We start from the raw sequence: 21,358 nt of genomic DNA on the forward strand, positions 1-21,358 counted from the left end.
CCTTCGCGCTGCGTCACGTGATCAAGAGGCCGATGACCCAGGCGCCCGAGGCCAGCAGAGCGCCGACGAGCTGCACGCCGATGGTGATCAGCGTGGCCTGGACCGCGGTCTTGGTGGACTTCCAGGCCGCCGGCACGTCCTTGTGCCGCGCCCACTCCAGCAGGAAGATCGCGCCGACGAAGAACAGGAACAGGCCGATCACCGGCACCACGAAGAAACCGATGATGCCGGCGATGCCGCCGACGGCGAGGGTCAGCCAGGGCACCTTGGCCTTGCGCATGTGCTTGCCCGCGATCACCCACTGGGCCACCTCAGCGATGACGATGGCGACCGCCGCGATGCTGAACACGACCCAGGCCTCGACACCGCCGGTCATGATCGCCCACACGAGGATGCCGCCCAGCACGAGGACCGCCCCCGGCAACACCTGGACGACGATGCCGATCAGGCCCACCAGGACGGCCACGCCGACGAGTACTTCTCCGAGAACGCTCACGGCCGCACCCTAACGGTCGGCGATCAGTTCCAGAACACTGCGACCAGGATGTTTACCAAGGTGAGGCCGAGCACGGAGCGCTTGAGGCCCGGGGAGACGTCCTCGCCCTTGCGGACGGCGAGCACGGCCAGCACGGCGACGGCGAGGGCAATGACCAGCTTGACGCCGATCTTCGCCATGTCCAGCTCGCCACCGCCGAAGGGCCCGGCCATCTCGGCGATGCCGACCATGATCACGCCAGCCACCACGGCACCCATGGCGCCGTGCGACACGCCCTTGTAGAGCGCCTTGGTGCGCAGCGACGCGATCGAGCCGCCGAACACGAGAGCCCAGCTCGCGAAGTGCAGGAACACGAAGACGTTGTAGAGGAACTCCATGCCTGGATGCTATATGCCGGGCTGGTGCGGGAAACGCCAGATCAGGGTGGTCAACCTCACCAGTACCCCACTGAACGAGTAGGGATACACATAGGAAACATCGATGCGAGCAATAGGCATCCACTATGTGGACGTGGCCTTCCGCCCGTCACCAACGGGGGTTAACGTCTTCGCCATGACCAAGGCAGCGCGCATCTTCCTCGTGACCACTCGTCACGAGATGCCCATGTGTGCCATGCCGACCGGTGCCTGCGACTGCTGTCGCAGCTGTCAGCTCTGACGCGCTCCCTCGCCCCTGCACGCTCGCCCCCGCAAGGTCGCCACCCGCCGTCGAACCGCAGCACCGAGTCCCTGGTCCATCCCCGGGAATCGGCTTCCTGTGCCCGCACGACGCGCACCACTCCCCCAGCACTCGCTCCACGCCCGCGCGCCCCGCATGAAGCCCCGCACGAACAGGACCCCACACATGGTCAACACCGCACCTGCCCCGACCAAGACCGCGAAGCGTCCCACCCGCCCGAACGGCCAGTGGAAGGTCGACGGCCCTGCCCCGCTCAACCACAACGAGGAGTTCAAGGCGGAGTCGGACCCGCTGGAGGTCCGCGACCGCATCGAGCGCATCTACGCCAAGGAAGGTTTCGACTCCATCCCCGGCGACGACCTGCACGGGCGTTTCCGCTGGTGGGGCCTCTACACGCAGCGCAAGCCCGGGATCGACGGCGGCAAGACCGCCACGCTCGAACCGCACGAGCTCGAGGACAAGTACTTCATGCTGCGCGTCCGGATCGACGGCGGAGCGCTGAGCACCGAGCAGCTGCGCACCATCGCGGGCATCAGCACCGAGTTCGGCCGAGGCTCCGCTGACATCACGGACCGGCAGAACATCCAGCTCCACTGGATCGAGGTCGAGGCGGTACCGGAGATCTGGCGGCGCCTCGAAGCCGTGGGACTGAGCACCACGGAGGCCTGCGGCGACGTGCCGCGCGTCATTCTCGGCAGCCCGGTCGCCGGTGTCGCGAAGGACGAGCTCATCGACCCGACGCCGGTGATCGAGGAGATCCAGCAGCGCTTCATCGGGGACCCCGCACTGGCGAACCTGCCCCGCAAGTTCAAGACGGCGATCACTGGCCACCCGAGCCTCGACGTCGTGCACGAGATCAACGACGTCTCGTTCGTCGGCGTCGAGCACCCCGAGCGCGGCATCGGCTACGACGTGTGGGTGGGCGGCGCCCTGTCGACGACGCCCCGCTTCGCGGAGCGGCTGGGCGCCTTCGTCTCTGCGGAGGAGGCGCCGGAGGTGTGGCACGGCGTGGTCCGCATCTTCCGCGACTACGGCTACCGCAGGCTGCGCAACAAGGCCCGCCTGAAGTTCCTGCTCGCCGACTGGGGCGTCGAGAAGTTCCGCGAGGTCCTCGAGTCGGAGTACCTGGGCTACCGGCTGACCGACGGCGACGCCCCGCCCACCCCGGCCGAGCTGGGCCTGGCCGAGCGCGGTGACCACGTGGGCGTCCACGAGCAGCACGACGGCCGGTTCTACGTGGGCGCTGCGCCGACCGTCGGCCGGGTCTCCGGCGAGAACCTGGCGCGGCTCGCCGACGTCGCCGAGGCGCACGGCAGCGGCAGGGTCCGGCTGACGCCGCTGCAGAAGCTGCTGGTCCTCGACGTCGCGGAGGACGAGGTCGAGCCCCTCATCGCCGACCTGGACGAGCTGGGCCTCCAGGCCCGGCCGAGCCTGTTCCGCCGGAACACGATCGCCTGCACGGGCATCGAGTACTGCAAGCTCGCGATCGTCGAGACCAAGGCCACGTCGGCAGAGGCGATCACGCAGCTCGAGGAGCGGCTCGGGGACCTCAAGGACCTCAAGCCGCTGACGCTGCACGTCAACGGCTGCCCCAACTCCTGCGCGCGCATCCAGACGGCGGACATCGGCCTCAAGGGTCAGCTCGTGATGGACGACGACGGCAACCAGGTGCCCGGCTTCCAGGTGCACCTCGGCGGCGGGCTCGCCTCGGTGGAGCGGGACGACGCCGGACTGGGCCGCACGGTGCGCGGCCTCAAGGTGACGGCCGACGGCATCGGTGACTACGTGGAGCGCGTGGTGCGCCGGTACGACGCCGACCACGACGGCACAGAGACGTTCGCGCAGTGGGCGCACCGCGCCGACGAGGAGGCCCTGCGATGACCACGGTCGAAGCAGCACCGACGTCCTCCGTCTCGCTCTCCGGGCACGGCGCCGTGGTGAACCCGCGTCTAGCGCGGGTGCGCGCCAGGGCCGCCGCCCGGGAGAGCATCCGGGCGATGCGCCCGACCGCCCGGGCCAGGCGCCGTCGTCGCACGCCCGAGGAGCTGCGCGCCGTGGTGGAGCGCGGTCAGGCCCAGCTGAACGCGTGCGGGAGCACGCCGGAGGCGGACGCCCAGGCGGTCATCGCGTGGGCGGTGCGGGAGTTCGGGCCGTACATGGCCGTGGCCTCCTCGATGCAGGACACCGTGCTGTCGCACCTCGTGGCGGAGCAGTTCCCGTTCGTGGACGTGCTGTTCGGCGACACGGGCTACCACTTCGCCGAGACGCTGGGCACGCGCGGCGCCGTGGAGATCGAGCTGGACGTCAACGTCGTGGACGTGCGCCCGGAGCTGACCGTGGCCGAGCAGGACGCCACGTACGGGCCTCGCCTGCACGAGCGCGACCCAGAGGCCTGCTGCGCCATGCGCAAGGTGGCGCCCATGCAGAAGGCGCTGGAGGGCTACGAGGCGTGGGCCACCGGCGTGCGCCGCAGCGAGACGGCGGCGCGTGCCAACGCGCCGCTCGTGAGCTGGGACGAGCGCAACGGTGTGGTGAAGATCAACCCGATCGCCGCATGGACCGACGACCAGGTCGCTGACTACGCCGACCGGCACGGCCTCGTCGTGAACCCGCTGCTCGCCGACGGCTACCCGTCGGTCGGCTGCGAGCCCTGCACCGCTCGGCCGCTGCCGGGCGAGGACGCGCGCTCCGGCCGGTGGGCCGGCCGCGACAAGGACGAGTGCGGTCTCCATGTCTGACATCTATCCGCTCGGGCTGAAGGTCGCCGGCAGGCTCGTCGTCGTGGTGGGCGGCGGACCCGTCGCCGCACGCCGCGTCCGCTCGCTGGTCGACGCGGGGGCGCGCGTCCGCCTCGTCGCGCCGCACTCCGTGCTGGCCGAGTCCGGGATCCCCGTCGCCGTCGAGACGCCGGAGCCCTCGGCCGGCCCCGGGCCGGCCGAGGTGGAGTGGGTGCGGCGGGACTACCGCACCGGCGACCTCGCCGAGGCGTGGCTCGTGCACACGGCCACCGGTTCCGCCGAGGTCGACCGCCAGGTCTCCGACGACGCCGAGCGCGCCAGGGTCTTCTGCGTCACCGCAGGCGACGCGTCGGTGGGCAGCGCGTGGGTTCCGGCGGTGGCCCGCACCACCCTGACCGACGACGCCGAGGTGACCGTCTCGGTGACCGCCGGCCGCGACCCGCGACGGGCGGGGGCGATCCGGGACGCGGTGGCGGCACAGCTCCAGTCGGGCCGGCTTCCGCTGCGCCGGCAGCGGCCCAGGTCACCGGGCGACGGCCTCGGTCGTGTCTGGCTCGTCGGCGGCGGCCCCGGCGACACGGGCCTCGTCACGGCGCGCGGCCGCTCGATCCTCGCGCAGGCCGACGTCGTGATCGTCGACCGGCTCGGTCCCCGTGCCCTGCTGGAGGAGCTCTCCCCCGACGTCGAGATCGTCGACGTCGGCAAGACCAGCGGCAACCACCCGGTGCCGCAGCACGAGATCAACGCCCTGCTGATCCAGCACGCCCAGGCGGGGAGCGACGTCGTGCGCCTCAAGGGCGGAGACCCGTACGTGCTGGGCCGCGGCGGCGAGGAGCTCTCGGCCTGCCGCGCGGCGGGCATCGAGGTCGAGGTGGTGCCCGGCGTGACGTCGGCGGTGTCCGTACCCGCAGCGGCGGGCATCCCGGTCACGCACCGCGGCGTCGCGCGCGGCTTCAGCGTCCTGACCGGGCACGACGGCGCCGCCGAGGTGCCAGGCGGCGCGGACCACACGCTCGTGCTGCTCATGGGCGTCACCCGCCTGGCCGACACGGCCGCAGCGCTCGTGACGGCCGACCGCCCGGCCGACACCCCTGTCGCCGTCGTCGAGGACGGCTACGGACCAGGGCAGCGCGTCACCGTCGGCACGCTGGCGAACATCGCCGAGCGGGCCGCAGAGGTCGGCGTCCGCCCGCCCGCCGTGATCGTGGTCGGCGCGGTCGTCCGCCTCTCCCCGTCCTGGCCCCACCAAGCTCGTTGAGTGCTGGGTATCTGTTGGCGCGAAGGCCATCAACCCGACAGATACCCAGCACTCAACGGATTTCTTCCGGGTGAATTCGCCTGCCGATGTGGGAAAAAGCCCGCACTCCCCTTTCTTCGTAGATCAACTTCCGGTAGGCATGCGAATGCCGCGATTTTTCCGCGGCCTTCTGCCCTGCCGTCACGCCACCAATGTTGACGGCCTGATCTGGGAGAACGCATGAGAACACACACACTACGTGCGCTTCGGTGCACGGTGGCCGCGATACCGGTCATCGCGCTCACCGTCGCCGGGCTCGGTGCGACCGGAGGGGCGACGACGGCGTCGGCCACCGGCAGCGCTGCACCAGCCGTCGAGAATTCCGAGCACCACATCAACTACGCCGACGTCGTCGCCCAGCCCGAGGTCGGCGACGACGTCGAGATCACGGCCGACGGCCGCACCATCGTCCACAAGGCCGAGGGCAGGACCGGCGTCGGCATCGACGCCTCCGTCCAGGCCGCCTCGGACGAGCTCGACAAGAAGTACTCCGACGGCAACCCGGCGGCAGCGGAACAGCTGGCCAGGCTCGAGAGCCAGGCCATCCGCACGGGCAAGAGCCCCAAGGAGATCAAGGAAAGTCGCTACAAGAGTGCGCCTCAGACCCAGGAGGCTCGCCTCCTGACCATCCTGGTCGAGTTCGACGAGAACGCCGACGACGACTTCACCGACCAGATGGTGCCGACCTTCTGGGGCTCGTCGGAGTGCATGCCGGGGAACGTCCAGAACGGCCCGCTGCACAACAACATCCCGAACCCCGCCGAGGCCTCGCAGCCCGACAACAACACGATGTGGGTCGAGGACTTCTCGTCGGAGCACTTCAACAAGATGCTCTTCACGGAAGAGGGCATCACCGAGCGTGTCCGCCCGGACCTCACCGGACCTGATGGCCGTCCGGGCATCGATATCTCCGGCTACACCATGAAGAACATGTACGAGGAGATGTCGCGCAACGCCTACACCGTCTCGGGTGAGGCCACGCCCTGGGTGAAGGTGCCGCACTCCGAGGCCTGGTACGGCGCGCAACGCTGCTTCCTCAACGACGAGGGCGAGTGGGAGGCCGGCGCCTACCAGACCATGAACGGGCACCCGGACAACCCCAGCGGTCCCGGACAGCTTCCGATCGACGCCGTGGCGAAGCTCGCCGAGATGCAGCCCGACTTCCCGTGGGACGACTACGACATCGAGGACCAGGGCGACGCCGACGGTGACGGCAACCTGTTGGAGCCGGACGGCGTCATCGACCACGTGGTCCTCGTGCACGCGGGTGAGGACAAGTCCGGCGGTGGCGGCGAGCAGGGCACGTACGCCATCTGGGCGCACTCCTCGGACGTTCCGGGAGGCGCACCCATCCCCGGCACCGACCTGCGGCTGTCGAACTACATCGTCCAGCCGGAGGACTCCGGTGTCGGCGTCTTCGCCCACGAGTACGGTCACGACCTCGGCCTGCCCGACCTGTACGACACGGCCAGCGGTGGCGACTCCGACGTGGACTTCTGGGACCTGATGAGCTCCGGGTCGCACTCCGGGCCCATCTTCCAGTCGATGCCCACGCACATGGGCATCTGGGACAAGTGGGTGCTCGGCTGGGTGGACCCGGTCGAGGTGAACCCGGGCGACGACGAGCTCGCCGTCAAGGTGGGTCAGGCCTCCCGCCCCCTGAGGGGCACGGAGGACGGCGTCAAGGTCAACCTGCCGGACAAGGAGATCGAGCTCGGCGAGCCGCACAGCGGCGAGGCCATGTGGTACACGGGATCGGACCAGAGCTGGGCCGACGTGCGGCTGAACCGCACCCTCGACGTGCCGGCCGACGCCACGTTCTCGTTCTGGGCCGACTATGCGATCGAGGCGGACTGGGACTTCGGGTTCGTGGAGGTCTCGACCGACGGTGGCGCCACCTGGGAGGAGCAGAAGGTCTTCGACGACGCCGGAGCCGAGGTCACCACACCGGACGGGTATCCGGACCCGGAGGGCCGCATGGCCGACTACGGCAACAAGAAGTACGGCCTCACCGGCACCACCGAGGGCTGGACCCACCTGAACGTGGACCTGGGGGCGTTCTCGGGGCAGACCGTGCAGCTGCGTCTGCGCTATGCCACCGACGCGGCGTTCGAGGACCGCGGCTGGTTCTCCGACGACTTCGAGCTCACGAGCGGGACCGAGGTCGTGTGGAGCGACGACGTGGAGTCGGGCGAGGCGGGGTGGACCCCCGAGGTCTCGACCTTCACGGACTCCACGGGCAACGGCTGGCACATCTACTCGGGCTCGTCCGTCCAGGAGCACTTCTACCTGGTCGAGTGGCGCAACCTGGACGGTTTCGACGAGGGTCTGAAGTACGGGTACGACTCCACGTACGCGGCTCCGCAGACCGACGCGTGGAAGGTCGAGAAGGTCGCCTACAACGCGCCGGGCATGCTCGTCTGGTACCGGGACACGACCTTCGGCCGGCAGAACCACGTGCTGAACAACCTCGCGGAGCTGCCGAGCACCGGAGCGAAGGGTGGTCTGCTGCTGGTGGACAGCCACTTCGACCCGCTGCGTCGCGACGAATCGGCCACGCCGGACACGTCGCCGCTGAAGAACGTGCCGTCCCGTGCGCAGTCCTCGAACGTGGCGTTCGGCCTCCAGCCGACGTACCCGTTCACCGAGTGCATCACGGGTGACGACACCACCGTGGAGTTCTGCACGGACTTCGAGGCACAGGCGCCGGTGCGCACGTTCACCGACGACGCAGGCTGGTACCCCGGGATCGAGCTCAACAACGGTGGCCTGTTCTACCGCGACAACGACGCGTCGACCGTTGTGCCGTCCGTCGACAACTCGCCCTACACGGTGCGGATGGTCGACGAGCAGGGAGAGTACGTGCCGGACCTGTTCGGCGAGGACTTCGGCATCGGCGCCATCACCGGCACCGGGAACCCTGCGGACGACGGCGTCGGCTACGGCACCGTGATCCACCTCAAGAAGGCGTTCAAGGGCAACACCTCCGCCCTGATCCAGATCACCCCGCCCCTCTCGGGGCAGTGATCGACGCCGCCGGGCACGCAGCACCGCTGTCCGGACGGCACTAGCCGCAGAACAGGGGCGGGACCACCAGCCAGGTGGTCCCGCCCTCTGCCGTCCCCGTCAGCGGGCGCCCGGCGCTCAACGGATCTCCTCCGCTCGCGCCAGCACGTAGCGGAGCAGGTCGACGTCGGCTGTCGGGACCGCGACGCTCCAGGCCCCGGACCGTGAGGCGCCTTCGAGCTGTGTGTACGCGGACCGGTCGAACACCCCGCGCGCGGGCGGCTGCGTGCCGAACACCCGGTGCGGTGCCGCACCCAGCACGGCCTCCAGCGACGCCACGGACGCGTCGTCCAGCCCGACCCGCAGCGAGACCCGGCGGACCTTGCGCTCCATCAGGTAGGCGACCACCAGCACGGCGCCGCCGCTCGTCACGATCGCCAGGTCCTGAGCCGGGGTGGTTGCGCGACCGGAGGCCAGGAGGTTGTCGAGCACCCCTCTGGAGCCCGCACTGCGCCGGACCCCCGATGCAACGTGAGACCCGCGTGTGCGAGGCCTGGCGCCCCGGCTCTCGCGAACGCTCAGCACGAGCCACTCGGCGACGGCGGCGATCGTCAGGGCACCCGCCGCGATCCGCAGGACGAAGTTCACGGGGTCCCAGGTGTTGGACGGGTTCGCATAGGTGCTCGCCATCCAGATGATGGCGGCGACCAGCGCAATCATGAGGCTGACTAGTCGACTGGTCCGCATGGAGGTTGGTTTCTTCGTCTCGGTCGGTCGGGCCAGCCGTCGTCTGCTCGGCATCAGCAGCGCCATTCCGCCGAGACCCTGCACGACGAATGCTCCCCGCTGGGGGCACAGAGCGTACCAACGCCGACCGCGAGGTCGAACCGACTTCACCTGCTCTGCCGGGTGAGTGCTGGATGTTCGCCGTTTTGAGGCCATGACGAGGGCGGATATCCAGCACCGACGGACGGGGTCAGAGGAGGCGGCGCGCTACCGCCCAGCGGGTCAGCTCGTAGCGGGACGAGAGCTGGAGCTTGCGGAGCACCGCGCTCACGTGCGTCTCCACGGTCTTGATCGAGATGAACAGCTCGCTCGCGACCTCCCGGTAGGAGTAGCCGCGCGCGATGAGGCGCATGACCTCCTGCTCGCGCTTCGAGAGGCGGTCGAGCTCGTCGTCGGCCACGGCGATGTCGTTCGCGGACGCTCCGAACGCGTCCAGCACGAACCCGGCCAGCCGCGGAGAGAAGACGGCGTCGCCGCCGGCCACCTGTACCACCGCCGACGACAGGTCGGACGGCGCGATGTTCTTGGTGACGTAGCCGCGAGCGCCTGCCCGGATGACGGCGACGACGTCCTCCGCGGCGTCCGACACGGAGAGGGCGAGGAATCGCACGCCCTCGGCGAGCAGGTCGGCACAGCGCTGCACCACCTCGGCGCCCCCGCCGCCGTTGCCGCCGGGCAGGTGCACGTCGAGGAGCACGACGGGCGGGCGGTGCTGGTGCACCTGTGCCACCGCGGTGTCGACGTCGGACGCCTCGCCCACCACGATCACCCGGTTGTCCAGGGAGGCCCGCACGCCGGTGCGGAACAGGTGGTGGTCGTCCACGAGCACCACGGGTACCGGGATGGTCACGGTGCCCTGCGTGCTGCCCGACGGCGTCGCGTGGGTTGTCATCTCGTCGCACCTTCCACAGTGGTGGGTGCAGTGCCGGGGGCCGTCGTGGCCCGCGCTCTGCCGTTCTTCTCGGTCTTCTTCTCGCCGTTCACCGGCTTGTCCAGCGGCATCCGGAGCCGCACCTCGGTGCCCCAGCCGGGCCGGCTCACGACCTCGGCGGTGCCGCCGCGACGGCGGACCCGGCCGAGGATCGACTCGCGGACGCCGAACCGGTCCTGCGCGATCTCGTCGAGGTCGAAACCGTCCCCGCGGTCACGCACGAACACCTCGGCTACCGCGTCCGTGACCTCAAGGTATACGGACACGGGTGGTGCGCCGTGCTTGAACGCGTTGAGCAGGGCCTCGCGGGCTGCCTGCAGCAGTGCGGAGGTGCACTCGGTGGGCGAGGCGTCGCCCACCACGACGGTCTCGACGGTGAGCGGTGCCACGGCGTCCTCGATCTCGGCGACCAGCTCCTTGAGCTCAGCGGCCACGGAGGTGCCGGGTTCCTGCCGGTCGTCGTAGAGCCAGCCGCGCAGCTCGCGCTCCTGGGCGCGCGCCATGCGGGACACCGCCTCGGGGTCGGACGCCTGCGCGCGGATCAGGGCAAGGGTCTGGAGGACGGAGTCGTGCAGGTGGGCCGCGATGTCGGCGCGCTCGGACTCGCGGGCGTGGGCGGCGCGCTCGTCGCCGAGCTGGCGGACCAGCCGGAACCACCACGGCAGCGAGACGAGCGCGATGCCGGCCACCATGGCCACGGACGCGATGGTGGCCTGCATCAGCACGCTCACGGGGGTGTCCTGGCCCACCAGCATCAGGACGCCGAGCATGGTGAGCACGACGCCGCCGGCGAGCCGGAGGAGCGCGGTGCGCGAACGCATGCCGGTGGTGGTGCCGTCCACCCACCGGTCACGCTCGGTGGCGTCGATCTGGCTCCAGGCCAGGGCGACGCCGCCGAGGCCGAGGAGGGCGGGCAGCACCCAGGACGCGACCGGGTCCCAGTCCGCGCGGAACGCGAGCATGAGTGCGGCGCTAGACAGCAGGACCACACCGATCCAGATGTCGCGGACGGCGAGGCGGGACACCGGTCCGGAGAGCCGGACCCGCTCGGCGAGCGACTTCGTCCGGTCCGCGGCACCGGCGTCGGCGCCCGCATCGGTCGTCAGGCGCGGGGCGAGCCGCCTGCGGTCGGCGGGCAGCGTGTCGGCCATGGTGGGGATGCCGGTGGGGACCGTGATCCACCAGAAGACGTAGGCCACCAGGCCGGCGCCGGCGAACCAGACCAAGATGAGGAACCCGAGCCGGATCAGCCATACGGGCACACCGACGTGCGCGGCCAGGCCGGCGGCGACGCCCGCCACCCAGCGGCCGCTGTATCCCGGTCCCGCCGCGGGCGGTCGGCGGAAGGTGAGTCTCTGGTTCACACCACGATCGTCACATGTCCGGGCTCCCCTGAACACGCCTGAGCCTGGATCTCAGGGTCCCGCGCGGGCCTAACCAGGGTTGGTTCAGGGCAGGTCCCGATGCCGGATCGGCCGCCGGTCGACCAGCATTGTCACCATGAGCACCGACGAGACGCGTCCAGAGGGCGCAACGAGTGAGCCAGGCGGCTCGGCCGACGCCGGGTCGGCCAACGCCGGGCCGGTCGGCCCGGACGCCAACCACGACGCCGGCCCGGCCTTCGAGCCGGCTGCCGATCCAGCGACCGGCCCGACGGCCGATCCTGCACCCGTCCCACCCGGGCAGAAGCCCTACCCGGAGTCCGGCTTCTTCGCGTCGATCCGTCGCGGCCTGTTCCCGCGCTCCGAGCGGCGCTGGGTGGGCGGCGTCGCCGGTGGCCTGGCCGAGCGGTTCGGCTGGGACCCGCTGCTGGTGCGTGGCCTGCTGATCGTGAGCTTCTTCCTCGGCGGCCTCGGCCTCATCCTGTACGGCGCCGCCTGGGCACTCCTCCCGGAGCGTGACGGCCGGATCCACCTGCAGGAGGCGACGCGCGGAAACTTCGACGTGGCGATGCTCGGTTCGGTGGCCGTGTTCCTCATCGGCTTCTCCTGGGGCGGCCCGCTGGGCTGGTGGGACGACGGCGGCGGCTGGGAGCTGGAGCTGCTGGGTGTCCTCTTCTGGCTGGCCGTGGTGGGCGGGGTCGTCTACCTGATCGTCCAGGGCATCCAGCGGCAGCGGGACAACAACGCCGCCCGCCGCGCGGGCGCTGTCCGTGGGTCCGTCCAGGGCACAGCCGGCATGCCCGGACCAGGGGCACCTGCCCCTGGCGTGCCCACGCCGGGTACCCCGACCGGCACCTCCGCACCCGTCGCGCCTCGTGCAGCGGGCCCCGGCCATCCGACGGCCAGCGCCTTCGAGGCTCCGCAGCGTCCTGGTGAGCCCGGCGCCCCTGCCCCGTTCACGCCCGCACCGCCGGTCAACTACCGGCGGCCCGACGGTCTGGTCTACGCGACCGGCGCCGGCCCTGCCCCGTACCGGCAGACGCAGTCTTCCTACCGGTCCGGCCCCACCCCGGCCAACCCGCCGCAGCCGGTCTACACTCCGCCGCCGGCCCGCGCCCACCGGGGTCCGGGCGGCACCACCGTCGGGGTCACGATCGGGCTGATCCTGCTGGCCGGTGCACTGCTCCTTGGCATGGACCGCGTGGACTACGGGGAGCTGCCCGGCAACGCCGGGTACGCAGCGGCCTGGCTGGGCATCGGGACGGTGATGCTCGGTGTCGCGATCTTCATCTCGGCCATGCGTGGCCGGACCAGCGGTCTGCTCGGGTTCTTCGCGATCATCGCGATGCTGTTCGGCCTCACGTACGTGTCCGTCGCCGGCGCAGTGGGTCCGCGCTGGGTGGACGACGCCGTGACGAGCAGCCGCGAGATCGAGGGCCTCGTGACGGACTCCAACAACCCGGACGCGGCCACCCTCACCGAGGGCACCGTCACCGTGCAGACCGTGCGCGAGGCGGAGAACGGCTTCTACGTCCAGTGGGGCGACCCCGTCATCGACCTCACGGAGCTCGACCTGTCCAGGACCGAGCCGGGCGAGCCCGTGGTGGTGCCGATCCAGCTCGGTGCAGGCCAGACCGTCGTCATGGTGCCGCAGGACGTGGCCGTCGAGGCGAACGCCTATGTCGCCGCCGGTTCCGTCCAGTGGCGGGTCGACGACCAGGACCGTGCCGCGAGCGGCGTCGGCTCCGACACCTACTTCGCGAGCGACGAGGTTGGAGACGACGGCGCCGTGCTGAGCCTCCAGATCGAGGCCGGCGCGGGCGAGGTCATCGTGAGCGAGATCAAGGCAGGGAGCACACCATGACCGAGCACCCGAACGACCGCGAGACCCAGAGCGACAGCCCAAGTCGGCCCGAGGGCCGGGACACGAGCGAAACCATGGACAACAAGACCACGCAGGATCCGGACACCACCGAGGTGCTGCCGTCGGCGGAGACCCCGCCCACGCAGGAGATCGCCCAGGCCACCCAGCGGCTCCCCGAGGGCTCAGTGCCCGAGGGAGAGGTGCACCCCGCCTACGGCGTCGCCGCGGCACGGGTACAGGAGCAGGAAGCTGCGGCGGCCGCCGTCCAGGACGCACCCGCTCCGGACGACTCCGACCCGCTCGCCCCGCTGCGTGACCCGGCGCCCGAGGCGCCGGCCCAGCCCGCCCAGGCGCCGCCCGCCCAGGCGCCGCCCGCCCAGACTCCGGCCCAGCCGGCACAGGCCGTCCAGCAGGTGCAGGCCGCTCAGCCGGCGGGTGCGGCCGCCGTGCGGCGCCCGCGCGTCGGGACGGCGGTGTGGGGGCTGATCGTGATCGCGGTCGGCCTGGGGATCCTCGCGGTCTCCGCCGGCGTGATGTTCGACCTGGGTGTCGCACTGATCGTGCTGCTGGGCGCGGCGGGCGTGATCCTCGTCGTCGGGTCGGTGATCTCCAGCCTCCGGCGGCGCTAGCGCGGGGCCGTTGAACCGTACGGCCGGAGGGTCGGGCCGCGGCGTCGGCACATCGCATCGAGGTCGGTCCAGGTCTGGACCGACCTCGATGCTTTCTGCCGACCGCGACCGGACATACCGACGTCACTGCGAACGCGCCGGCCGCCGGTGCGAGGATGACCAGCGTGCGCATCACTCACGTGTCGGACACCTACCTCCCGCTGCTCGGCGGCATCGAGGCCCAGGTGAGTCGCCTCGCCCGCCAGCAGGCAGCGGCCGGGCACGACGTCGAGGTCATCACCACCACACCGGCATCCCCCGGCGCCCACGGGGTGAGCACGGCGGTCGAGAAGGGCGTCACCGTGCACCGCGTCGCCGCGCGGGTGCCGGGCGGCTGGCCCGTCCACCCACGCTCCACCGCCCACGTGACAATGCGCCTGCGGGAGGCGATCACGCGGGGCGAGCGGCCCGACGTCGTGCACCTGCACATGGGGGTGCTCGCCCCCACCGCGCAGGCCGCGCTGCGACCGGTGACCCGGCTCAGGCTCCCTGCCGTGCTGACCGTGCACAGCGTGTGGGGCGGTGCCTGGCGGATTTTCGCGGCGGCCGACGCAGTGCTCGGCTGGTCACGCTGGCCGGTGCGGTGGTCGGCGGTGAGCGAGCTGACCGCGGCCCCGCTGCGGCGGCTCCTGCCCACGGCAGTGCCGACCGGAACGACGACCGGAACGACGGCCGGAGCGCCGAGCGGAGCGCCGAGCGGAGCGGGCAGAGACGGAGTGGCGATCCTGCCCAACGGGCTCGACCTGGATGCCTGGCGGGTGCCGCGCACCGAGCGTGACGCGCGGCCGGAGGGCTCCGCCGTGCACGTCGTGGCCGCTGCGCGGTTCGCGCCCCGCAAGCGGTTGCTGCCGCTGCTCAGAGCCGCCGCCGACGCCGCATCCCGGCTCCCCGACGGCGCGCTGTTCGTGACGCTCGCCGGCGACGGGCCAGAACGCGCGGCGGCAGTACGGTTCGTCGCGGAGCACGGGCTGCGCGACGTCGTCTCCCTGCCCGGACGGCTCACCGAGACCGAGCTCAAGCGGCTCTACGCGCGGGCCGACGTCTTTGCGGCGCCGTCCCCCGCCGAGGCCTTCGGCATCGCCGCGCTCGAGGCGCAGGCCGCCGGACTCACCGTGATCACCCACGCCGAATCGGGTGTGGCCGAGCGGGTGACCGAAGGCGTCACCGGCCTCGTGGTGCCCGACGACGACGCGCTCGCCCCCGCGATCGTTCGGCTCGCGACCGAGCCGGGCCTGCTCGACGGGCTGCTGGAGCGTGCCGCGACCCCGCCGTCCGGCGTGGACTGGCCGGAGGTGCTGGCCGTGACGGAGCAGGCGTACCGGGAGGCGGCGGCCCTGCTGCGGTGACCTGACGCCGCTCGCCGTGCCGGACGTAGGGTTCGTCGCACTCTCGGGAGCCATGCGGCGACTGCTCCTACGTTCGGCGAGGCCGGGTGCGGCTCGGCCGGGTGCGTCGGCCGGAGGGCGCCGATAGCCTCGGCCGGTGAGCCCCTCCGAACCCGCTGCGACGAGCCCGGCTGAGCCCTTCGTCGTCCGCCAGTACGAGCGCGCCAAGGCCGAGGTGCGGCCGTACGCGCGGCTCACCGGCATCGCCGCGGTGCCTGCCGCCGGCTGGGCGGTCTGGGCGAGCGGCCCGGGCTGGCTGACACCGGCCTACCTGGTGCTGGCCGTCGCGGGCGCGGCGCTCGCCGTGATCGACGCGCGCACCCACCGGCTGCCGAACGCCCTGGTCTTCCCCCTGACGTGGGCGACGGCGGTCCTGCTCGCGCTCGCGGCTCTCGGCACCGGCGCCTGGGGGTCCCTCGGCCGGGCCGCGCTGGGCGCGTGCGCGTTCTTCGCCGTCTACCAGGTGCTCTACCTCATCGCGCCGCGCGGCGGCATCGGGTACGGCGACGTCAAGCTCGCCCTGAGCCTCGGTGCACTCCTGACCTGGCACTCGTGGACCATCCTGCTGGTCGGCGTCTTCGCAGCGCACATCGTCGCCGGTGCGGTCGCGATAGTCCTGCTGCTCGGCCGGCGCGCGGGCTGGTCGACGGGCATCGCCTTCGGCCCCTACCTGCTGCTCGGCACCGTGATCGGCCTGACCTGGGCGCACCTCACCGGCTGGTGAGCACCCTCCGTACAGCACTGCGGCCCTGTCCCGGAGGAGGGACAGGGCCGCAGGAGGTCACTCCCACTCGATGGTGCCCGGCGGCTTGCTCGTCACGTCGAGCACCACGCGGTTGACCTCACGCACCTCGTTGGTGATGCGCGTCGAGATGGTCGACAGCACGTCGTACGGCAGGCGGGTCCAGTCCGCCGTCATCGCGTCCTCGGACGAGACCGGACGCAGCACGATCGGGTGGCCGTAGGTGCGGCCGTCGCCCTGGACGCCCACCGAGCGGACGTCGGCGAGCAGTACCACGGGGCACTGCCAGATCTCGTTGTCCAGCCCGGCCTTGGTCAGCTCCTCGCGGGCGATGGCGTCGGCACGGCGCAGGATCTCCAGGCGCTCGGCGGTGATCTCGCCGACGATCCGGATGCCCAGGCCCGGGCCGGGGAACGGCTGGCGCGAGACGATCTCCTCTGGCACCCCGAGCTCGCGGCCCACCGCGCGGACCTCGTCCTTGAAGAGGGTCCGCAGGGGCTCCACCAGGGAGAAGTCCAGGTCGTCTGGCAGGCCGCCCACGTTGTGGTGGCTCTTGATGTTGGCGGCGCCCTCGCCGCCGCCGGACTCGACGACGTCCGGGTACAGCGTGCCCTGCACGAGGAACTTGACCTCCTCGCCGTGCTCACCGGCCTCTTCGATGATCTCGCGCTGCGCGTCCTCGAAGACGCGGATGAACTCGCGGCCGATGATCTTGCGCTTGGTCTCCGGGTCGCTCACGCCCGCGAGCGCCGTCAGGAAGCGCTCCTTCTCGTCGCGAATGATCAGCTTGACGCCGGTCGAGGCGACGAAGTCGTTCTCGATCTGCTCGACCTCGCCGGCCCGCATGAGGCCGTGGTCGACGTGGACACAGGTGAGCTGGTCGCCGACGGCCCGCTGCACGAGCGCCGCTGCGACGGCGGAGTCGACGCCGCCGGACAGCGCACAGATGACGCGAGCGCTGCCGATCTGCGCCTTGATGTTCGCGACCTGGTCGGCGATGACGTTGCCGGGGGTCCAGTCGGGTGCGAGCCCTGCGCCCTCGTAGAGGAAGTGCTCGAGCACCTGCTGGCCGTGCGCGGAGTGCCGCACCTCGGGGTGCCACTGCACGCCGAACAGGCGGCGGTGGGTGTCCTCGAACGCGGCGACGGGCGAGCCGTCCGACGTCGCGAGCACCTCGAACCCGACCGGGGCCTTGTGCACGGCGTCGCCGTGGCTCATCCACGCGGTCTGGTGCTCTGGGGTGTCGGCGAGCAGCATGCCGGAGGAGCACACCTCGACCTCGGTGCCGCCGTACTCGCTCAGCCCGGTCTGGGCAACCTCGCCGCCCAGTGCCTGCGCCATGGCCTGGAACCCGTAGCAGATGCCCATGACCGGGACGCCGGCCTCGAAGAGCTTGGGGTCCACGAACGGGGCGCCCGCCGCGTACACGGAGGAGGGCCCGCCGGACAGGATGATGGCCGCTGGGTCCTTGGCGAGCATCTGCTCGACCGTGAACGTGTGCGGCACGATCTCCGAGTACACCTTCGCCTCGCGCACCCGGCGCGCGATCAGCTGGGCGTACTGCGCGCCGAAGTCGACGACGATGACCGGTCGGGGGGTCTGGGGCTGGCTGTCAGGGGCAGTGGACGACACCCGGCAAGTCTATGGGTCCGACGGCGGCGGGGCGCTCCACGTCCGTGTAACTTCGCGCACCCCGCCGTCGGTCCGTCGGCGGTGCCGGCTCGCCACCCGGCTCACGACCGGCTCACCACTCGGCGAACGAGCCGTCGCCGTGCCGCCAGACCGGGTTGCGCCAGCGATGCCCCTCGGCAGCGCGCTCACGGACGTACTCCTCGTTGACCTCGATCCCGAGGCCCGGCCCCTGCGGGATCGCGACGGAGCCCTCGGAGTAGGCGAAGACCGACGGGTCCACGATGTAGTCGAGCAGGTCGTTCGAGGTGTTGTAGTGGATACCGAGGCTCTGCTCCTGGATCACGGCGTTGTACGCGACGGCGTCGAGCTGCAGGCACGCTGCCAGCGCGACGGGGCCGAGCGGGCAGTGCGGCGCGACGGCGATGTCGTAGGCCTCGGCCATCGCCGCGATCTTGCGGACCTCCGTGATGCCGCCAGCGTGGGAGAGGTCGGGCTGGATGATGTCGACGACGCCGGAGGTGATGACGTCCTTGAAGTCCCACCGGGAGTAGAGCCGCTCGCCGAGCGCGATCGGCGTGACCGAGTTGCGCAGCACGTCCGCGATGCCGTCGACGTGCTCGGACAGCACGGGCTCCTCGACGAACATCAGGTGGTAGGGCGCGAGGGCGTCGAGGAGCACCCGTGCCATGGGCCGGTGCACGCGTCCGTGGAAGTCGACACCGATGCCGATGTCCGGCCCGACGGCGTCGCGCACGGCGGCGACGTTGGCGACCACCTTCTCCACCTTGTCGCGCGTGTCGAGGTACTGCAGCTCCTCCGGGCCGTTCATCTTGACCGCGGAGAAGCCCCGCTCGACCGCGTCCTTCGCCTGCGCGGCGGTCTCGGCCGGGCGGTCGCCGCCGATCCACGAGTACACCTTGATGCGGTCGCGTACCTGACCGCCGAGGAGCTCGTGGACCGGCACCCCGAGCGCCTTGCCCTTGATGTCCCAGAGGGCCTGGTCGATCCCGGCGAGCGCGCTCATGTGGATGCCACCACCGCGGTAGAACCCCGAGCGGTACAGGACCGTCCAGTGGTCCTCGATGCGGCGGGGGTCCTTGCCGATCAGGTAGTCGGACAGCTCCTCGACGGCCGCCGCGACGCTCGCCGCCCGGCCCTCGAGCACCGGCTCGCCCCAGCCGACGATCCCGGCGTCCGTCTCGATCTTGAGAAAGAGCCAGCGGGGCGGGAGGGCGAACGTCGTCATGGATGTGATCTTCACGGCGTGCTCCTGAGGTCGGTGTGCCAGATGCGGACGAGCTCGGCCGCTCTGGTGGCGACCACCTCCGGCCCGTCGCCCGGGCGGTAGAGCGACGTGCCGATCCCTGCGCCGGCCGCCCCGGCGGCGGCCCAGTCGGCGAGGTTGGTGGCGTCGACGCCGCCGACCGGCACGAGCTCCGTGCCGGGCGGCAGCACGCTGGCCCAGGCCCGCATGCCGCTGATGCCGACGGCCGTGCTCGGGAAGAGCTTGATCGCGCGTGCGCCCGCGTCGAGGGCCGTGAAGGCCTCGGTCGGCGTCGCAGCCCCTGGGTAGCTCGCCAGGCCGAGCCGCACCGTCTCCGCGACGACGTCGGCCCGCGTGTTCGGCGAGACGATGAGCGAGGCCCCTGCGTCGGCGGCCCTGCGGACGTCGTCGGGGGTGAGGACGGTGCCTGCCCCGACGCGTCGCTCGGGCGGCCCTGCCGCTCGGATGCGTCGGATGGACTCCAGCGGGTCCGGGGAGTTGTAGGGCACCTCGACGGCGTCGAACCCGGCGTCGAGGATCGCCTCCGCCACGGCGACGGCGTCGGCGGGCGTCACGCCGCGCAGGATGGCCACGAGGCCGGTGGGCTGGGAAGTCATGCGAGCTGCTCCTCGGTGGTCGCGGTGGTCTGCGTGGTGGCAGGGCCGGGCGCGCCGGGTGCCAGTCCGGCGTCGAGGGCGACGCGCCACAGCCCGTGGGCTGCGGCGTCCTCCCCGACCGTGCGGACCGTCGCGCCGCTGCGCTCCAGCGCGAAGCGATAACGGTGCGCGGTCGCCGGCGGCCCGCACAGCGCGACGACGGCGGCCGGGGTGCCGCGCAGCGCGTGCCGCACCTCTGCGCCGATCAGCAGGCCGGAGACGTAGTCGGCCACGTCGGTGGGGTCGAGCCGGCCGGCGAGCACGAGCGGTCGCGCCGTGAAGAGCAGGGCGGGCAGGCCGCGCTCGTCCCCCCGCTCGGCCTCGGTCCCGAGCCCTCGTTCGAAGGCCGCGGAGACCTCGGTGCCCGGCTCACCCGAGGCGAGCCGCGCGAGGATGCTGTCCCGCATCAGCAGGCCGTAGAGCTCGCCGGTCATCGCGGTCGTGAAGCCCGTGACCCGGCTGCCGTCCAGGCGCACCCACTTGGAGTGCGTTCCTGGCAGCACCACCGTCTCGGGCCGGTCGGCCAGCACGGCGAGCGCGCCGGCGAGCTGGACCTCCTCACCCCGCATGACGTCCGGGTCGGCGCCCGTCGCCCGCAGCCCTGGCACGAGGTGCACGACGGAGTCGCCCGCCGGGACGACGGTCAGCCGGTCGGCGAGGCCGCCGAGGTCAGCCGGGACGTCGAGGTACCCGGCCTCGGCCCAGCCGTGGTTCGAGCCGGCCATCCCTGCGCACAGCACCGGCACGCCGGGGTGCTCGGCGAGCCACGGGCGGCACAGCCGCGTGAACGTGTCCTCGAACGCGGTCGCCCGCTCCCGGGCCGTATCGGCTCGCCCCGAGACGGTCAGGGCGCCGTCGTCCGTGCGGACCTGGTGGATGACCGATCCGGTGCCGTCAAGGAGCCAGGCCCGGAACGTGGTCGTACCCCAGTCGAGGGCCACGAGCGCGGCGTCGCGCTCCGGTGCGTCGTCTGCCATGCCTTGGACGGTAGAGCCGGTATCCCGACTATCCGAACCGCATCCCTATTATCGGGATAGCCTGGCGCGATGGCAGAACCTTCCGCCGCTCCGCCGGGTACGCAGACGCTCGCCAGGGGCATCGCCGTCGTCAACGCCGTGTCCAGGGGCAGGACCCGGCTGCGCGACATCGCGGAGGAGACCGGCGTCGGGCGCAGCACGACGCACCGTCTGCTCCAGCTGCTTCTCGCCACCGGCTATCTTCGCCAGCTCGACGACGGCGCGTACGCGCTCGGTCCCGCGCTGATCGAGCTCGGCTACCAGGCGCTGCAGGAGAACCCGGTGACCGCCATCGCGTCGCCGGTGCTGCGCACGCTCGCCGAACGGGTGCACGACACCGTCCACCTCGCCATCGAGGACCGAGGGCAGGTGCTCTACCTCGACAAGATCCCGGGGACCCGCGGGGCGGTGATGCGTTCGCAGATCGGCCACCGCATGCCGCTGACCCGGACCGGGATCGGCAAGGCGCTGCTCCTGGACAGCCCGGGACGATGGAGCGAGCGGTTCCTGGCCGAGCGACCGGTGACGGCCGGGCAAGGACTGGCGCAGGACGTCCTGACCGTCGATGCGTTCGTCCAGGTCATGGAGGTTTCGGCGGGTCGGGGAGTGGCGTTCGACCTGGAGGAGAACGAGCCGGGCATCCTCTGTGTCGCGGCACCGGTCCGTGACACGTCGGGCTCGATCGTCGCGGCCATCAGCGTCACGGCGACCCGGCCCTACATGCCACCCGAGCGGCTCGAGACGCTCGCCCCCGTCGTGCACGACGCCGCCGCCCGGATCTCGGCAGGACTGGGCTGGCGGGCGTCGGGCGGTTAGC

At 71.6% G+C, this 21,358-nt stretch carries 18 protein-coding genes; 9 read left to right on the forward strand and 9 right to left on the reverse strand.

Annotation, left to right across the window (positions count from 1 at the left end; genetic code table 11):
• Nucleotides 1-13 precede the first annotated feature (13 nt).
• Both ACFS27_RS27140 and ACFS27_RS27145 read right to left on the reverse strand, forming a co-directional pair.
• Complete coding sequence (locus tag ACFS27_RS27140) at nucleotides 14-496, reverse strand: DUF456 domain-containing protein (RefSeq protein WP_377190171.1); 483 nt, start codon at nucleotides 494-496, stop codon at nucleotides 14-16.
• Nucleotides 497-519: 23 nt separating this feature from the next.
• Complete coding sequence (locus ACFS27_RS27145; protein WP_377190173.1) at nucleotides 520-873, reverse strand: hypothetical protein; 354 nt, start codon at nucleotides 871-873, stop codon at nucleotides 520-522.
• 466 nt (nucleotides 874-1,339) lie between these two features.
• Here ACFS27_RS27145 and ACFS27_RS27150 point away from each other — a divergent pair, with 466 nt between their 5' ends.
• The 4 genes from ACFS27_RS27150 to ACFS27_RS27165 all read left to right on the forward strand — a co-directional run bounded on the left by ACFS27_RS27150 (nucleotide 1,340) and on the right by ACFS27_RS27165 (nucleotide 8,236).
• Nucleotides 1,340-3,055 carry a nitrite/sulfite reductase gene (locus ACFS27_RS27150; RefSeq protein WP_377190175.1) on the forward strand — a complete coding sequence of 572 codons (1,716 nt, stop codon included), beginning with the start codon at nucleotides 1,340-1,342 and terminating at the stop codon, nucleotides 3,053-3,055.
• A complete protein-coding gene (locus tag ACFS27_RS27155) occupies nucleotides 3,052-3,912 on the forward strand; it encodes a phosphoadenylyl-sulfate reductase (protein WP_377190177.1) in 861 nt (286 codons plus the stop codon). The genes ACFS27_RS27150 and ACFS27_RS27155 overlap by 4 nt, the downstream gene beginning before the upstream one ends.
• Entirely contained in the window at nucleotides 3,905-5,170 is a 1,266-nt protein-coding gene (cobA, locus tag ACFS27_RS27160; protein ID WP_377190179.1) for a uroporphyrinogen-III C-methyltransferase, read from the forward strand. The genes ACFS27_RS27155 and cobA overlap by 8 nt, the downstream gene beginning before the upstream one ends.
• Before the next feature lie 219 nt (nucleotides 5,171-5,389).
• Complete coding sequence (locus ACFS27_RS27165) at nucleotides 5,390-8,236, forward strand: immune inhibitor A domain-containing protein (RefSeq protein WP_377190181.1); 2,847 nt, start codon at nucleotides 5,390-5,392, stop codon at nucleotides 8,234-8,236.
• Between the two features lie 117 nt (nucleotides 8,237-8,353).
• Here ACFS27_RS27165 and ACFS27_RS27170 read toward each other — a convergent pair whose 3' ends face one another.
• From ACFS27_RS27170 to ACFS27_RS27180, 3 genes are all read right to left on the reverse strand, one after another.
• Complete coding sequence (locus ACFS27_RS27170) at nucleotides 8,354-8,935, reverse strand: hypothetical protein (protein WP_377190183.1); 582 nt, start codon at nucleotides 8,933-8,935, stop codon at nucleotides 8,354-8,356.
• 256 nt (nucleotides 8,936-9,191) lie between these two features.
• Nucleotides 9,192-9,893 (reverse strand): LuxR C-terminal-related transcriptional regulator, encoded by a 702-nt coding sequence (locus ACFS27_RS27175; protein ID WP_377190185.1) that lies wholly within the window; start codon nucleotides 9,891-9,893, stop codon nucleotides 9,192-9,194.
• On the reverse strand, nucleotides 9,890-11,296 hold the full coding sequence (locus ACFS27_RS27180) for an ATP-binding protein (RefSeq protein WP_377190187.1): 1,407 nt from the start codon (nucleotides 11,294-11,296) through the stop codon (nucleotides 9,890-9,892). The genes ACFS27_RS27175 and ACFS27_RS27180 overlap by 4 nt, the downstream gene beginning before the upstream one ends.
• Nucleotides 11,297-11,432: 136 nt before the next feature.
• Between ACFS27_RS27180 and ACFS27_RS27185 the strand changes: the two genes are divergently transcribed.
• From ACFS27_RS27185 to ACFS27_RS27200, 4 genes are all read left to right on the forward strand, one after another.
• On the forward strand, nucleotides 11,433-13,178 hold the full coding sequence (locus ACFS27_RS27185) for a PspC domain-containing protein (RefSeq protein ID WP_377190189.1): 1,746 nt from the start codon (nucleotides 11,433-11,435) through the stop codon (nucleotides 13,176-13,178).
• Entirely contained in the window at nucleotides 13,175-13,807 is a 633-nt protein-coding gene (locus ACFS27_RS27190; protein ID WP_377190191.1) for a hypothetical protein, read from the forward strand. Before ACFS27_RS27185 ends, ACFS27_RS27190 begins: the two co-directional genes overlap by 4 nt.
• A gap of 164 nt (nucleotides 13,808-13,971) precedes the next feature.
• Nucleotides 13,972-15,192, forward strand: a complete 1,221-nt coding sequence (locus ACFS27_RS27195; protein WP_377190193.1) for a glycosyltransferase family 4 protein — start codon at nucleotides 13,972-13,974, stop codon at nucleotides 15,190-15,192.
• Nucleotides 15,193-15,328: 136 nt separating this feature from the next.
• Entirely contained in the window at nucleotides 15,329-15,955 is a 627-nt protein-coding gene (locus ACFS27_RS27200) for a prepilin peptidase (protein WP_377190195.1), read from the forward strand.
• 57 nt (nucleotides 15,956-16,012) lie between these two features.
• On the opposite strand, the gene guaA is transcribed toward ACFS27_RS27200, so the two are convergent.
• The 4 genes from guaA to ACFS27_RS27220 all read right to left on the reverse strand — a co-directional run bounded on the left by guaA (nucleotide 16,013) and on the right by ACFS27_RS27220 (nucleotide 20,502).
• Nucleotides 16,013-17,605: a glutamine-hydrolyzing GMP synthase gene (gene guaA, locus ACFS27_RS27205; protein WP_377190197.1), complete on the reverse strand. Its 1,593-nt coding sequence runs from the start codon at nucleotides 17,603-17,605 to the stop codon at nucleotides 16,013-16,015.
• A 112-nt stretch (nucleotides 17,606-17,717) separates the two neighbouring features.
• Nucleotides 17,718-18,866, reverse strand: a complete 1,149-nt coding sequence (gene dgoD, locus ACFS27_RS27210) for a galactonate dehydratase (protein ID WP_377190199.1) — start codon at nucleotides 18,864-18,866, stop codon at nucleotides 17,718-17,720.
• Nucleotides 18,863-19,486, reverse strand: coding sequence for a 2-dehydro-3-deoxy-6-phosphogalactonate aldolase (locus ACFS27_RS27215; RefSeq protein ID WP_377190200.1), 624 nt, complete (start codon nucleotides 19,484-19,486; stop codon nucleotides 18,863-18,865). Before ACFS27_RS27215 ends, dgoD begins: the two co-directional genes overlap by 4 nt.
• Entirely contained in the window at nucleotides 19,483-20,502 is a 1,020-nt protein-coding gene (locus ACFS27_RS27220) for a 2-dehydro-3-deoxygalactonokinase (RefSeq protein ID WP_377190202.1), read from the reverse strand. The genes ACFS27_RS27215 and ACFS27_RS27220 overlap by 4 nt, the downstream gene beginning before the upstream one ends.
• 69 nt (nucleotides 20,503-20,571) lie before the next feature.
• On the opposite strand from ACFS27_RS27220, the gene ACFS27_RS27225 reads away from it, so the two are divergent.
• Nucleotides 20,572-21,357, forward strand: coding sequence for an IclR family transcriptional regulator (locus ACFS27_RS27225; RefSeq protein WP_377190204.1), 786 nt, complete (start codon nucleotides 20,572-20,574; stop codon nucleotides 21,355-21,357).
• Nucleotide 21,358 lies beyond the last annotated feature (1 nt).

It is taken from the genome of Promicromonospora vindobonensis, from assembly GCF_042685865.1.
Classification (GTDB): domain Bacteria; phylum Actinomycetota; class Actinomycetes; order Actinomycetales; family Cellulomonadaceae; genus Promicromonospora; species Promicromonospora vindobonensis.

Coding starts and splice junctions, on each gene's coding strand:
- ACFS27_RS27145 (WP_377190173.1), bottom strand. CDS start 873: ATGGAGTTCCTCTACAACGTCTTCGTGTTCCTGCACTTCGCGAGCTGG.
- ACFS27_RS27150 (WP_377190175.1), top strand. CDS start 1,340: ATGGTCAACACCGCACCTGCCCCGACCAAGACCGCGAAGCGTCCCACC.
- ACFS27_RS27155 (WP_377190177.1), top strand. CDS start 3,052: ATGACCACGGTCGAAGCAGCACCGACGTCCTCCGTCTCGCTCTCCGGG.
- cobA (WP_377190179.1), top strand. CDS start 3,905: ATGTCTGACATCTATCCGCTCGGGCTGAAGGTCGCCGGCAGGCTCGTC.
- ACFS27_RS27165 (WP_377190181.1), top strand. CDS start 5,390: ATGAGAACACACACACTACGTGCGCTTCGGTGCACGGTGGCCGCGATA.
- ACFS27_RS27170 (WP_377190183.1), bottom strand. CDS start 8,935: ATGATTGCGCTGGTCGCCGCCATCATCTGGATGGCGAGCACCTATGCG.
- ACFS27_RS27175 (WP_377190185.1), bottom strand. CDS start 9,893: ATGACAACCCACGCGACGCCGTCGGGCAGCACGCAGGGCACCGTGACC.
- ACFS27_RS27185 (WP_377190189.1), top strand. CDS start 11,433: ATGAGCACCGACGAGACGCGTCCAGAGGGCGCAACGAGTGAGCCAGGC.
- ACFS27_RS27190 (WP_377190191.1), top strand. CDS start 13,175: ATGACCGAGCACCCGAACGACCGCGAGACCCAGAGCGACAGCCCAAGT.
- ACFS27_RS27215 (WP_377190200.1), bottom strand. CDS start 19,486: ATGACTTCCCAGCCCACCGGCCTCGTGGCCATCCTGCGCGGCGTGACG.
- ACFS27_RS27220 (WP_377190202.1), bottom strand. CDS start 20,502: ATGGCAGACGACGCACCGGAGCGCGACGCCGCGCTCGTGGCCCTCGAC.
- ACFS27_RS27225 (WP_377190204.1), top strand. CDS start 20,572: ATGGCAGAACCTTCCGCCGCTCCGCCGGGTACGCAGACGCTCGCCAGG.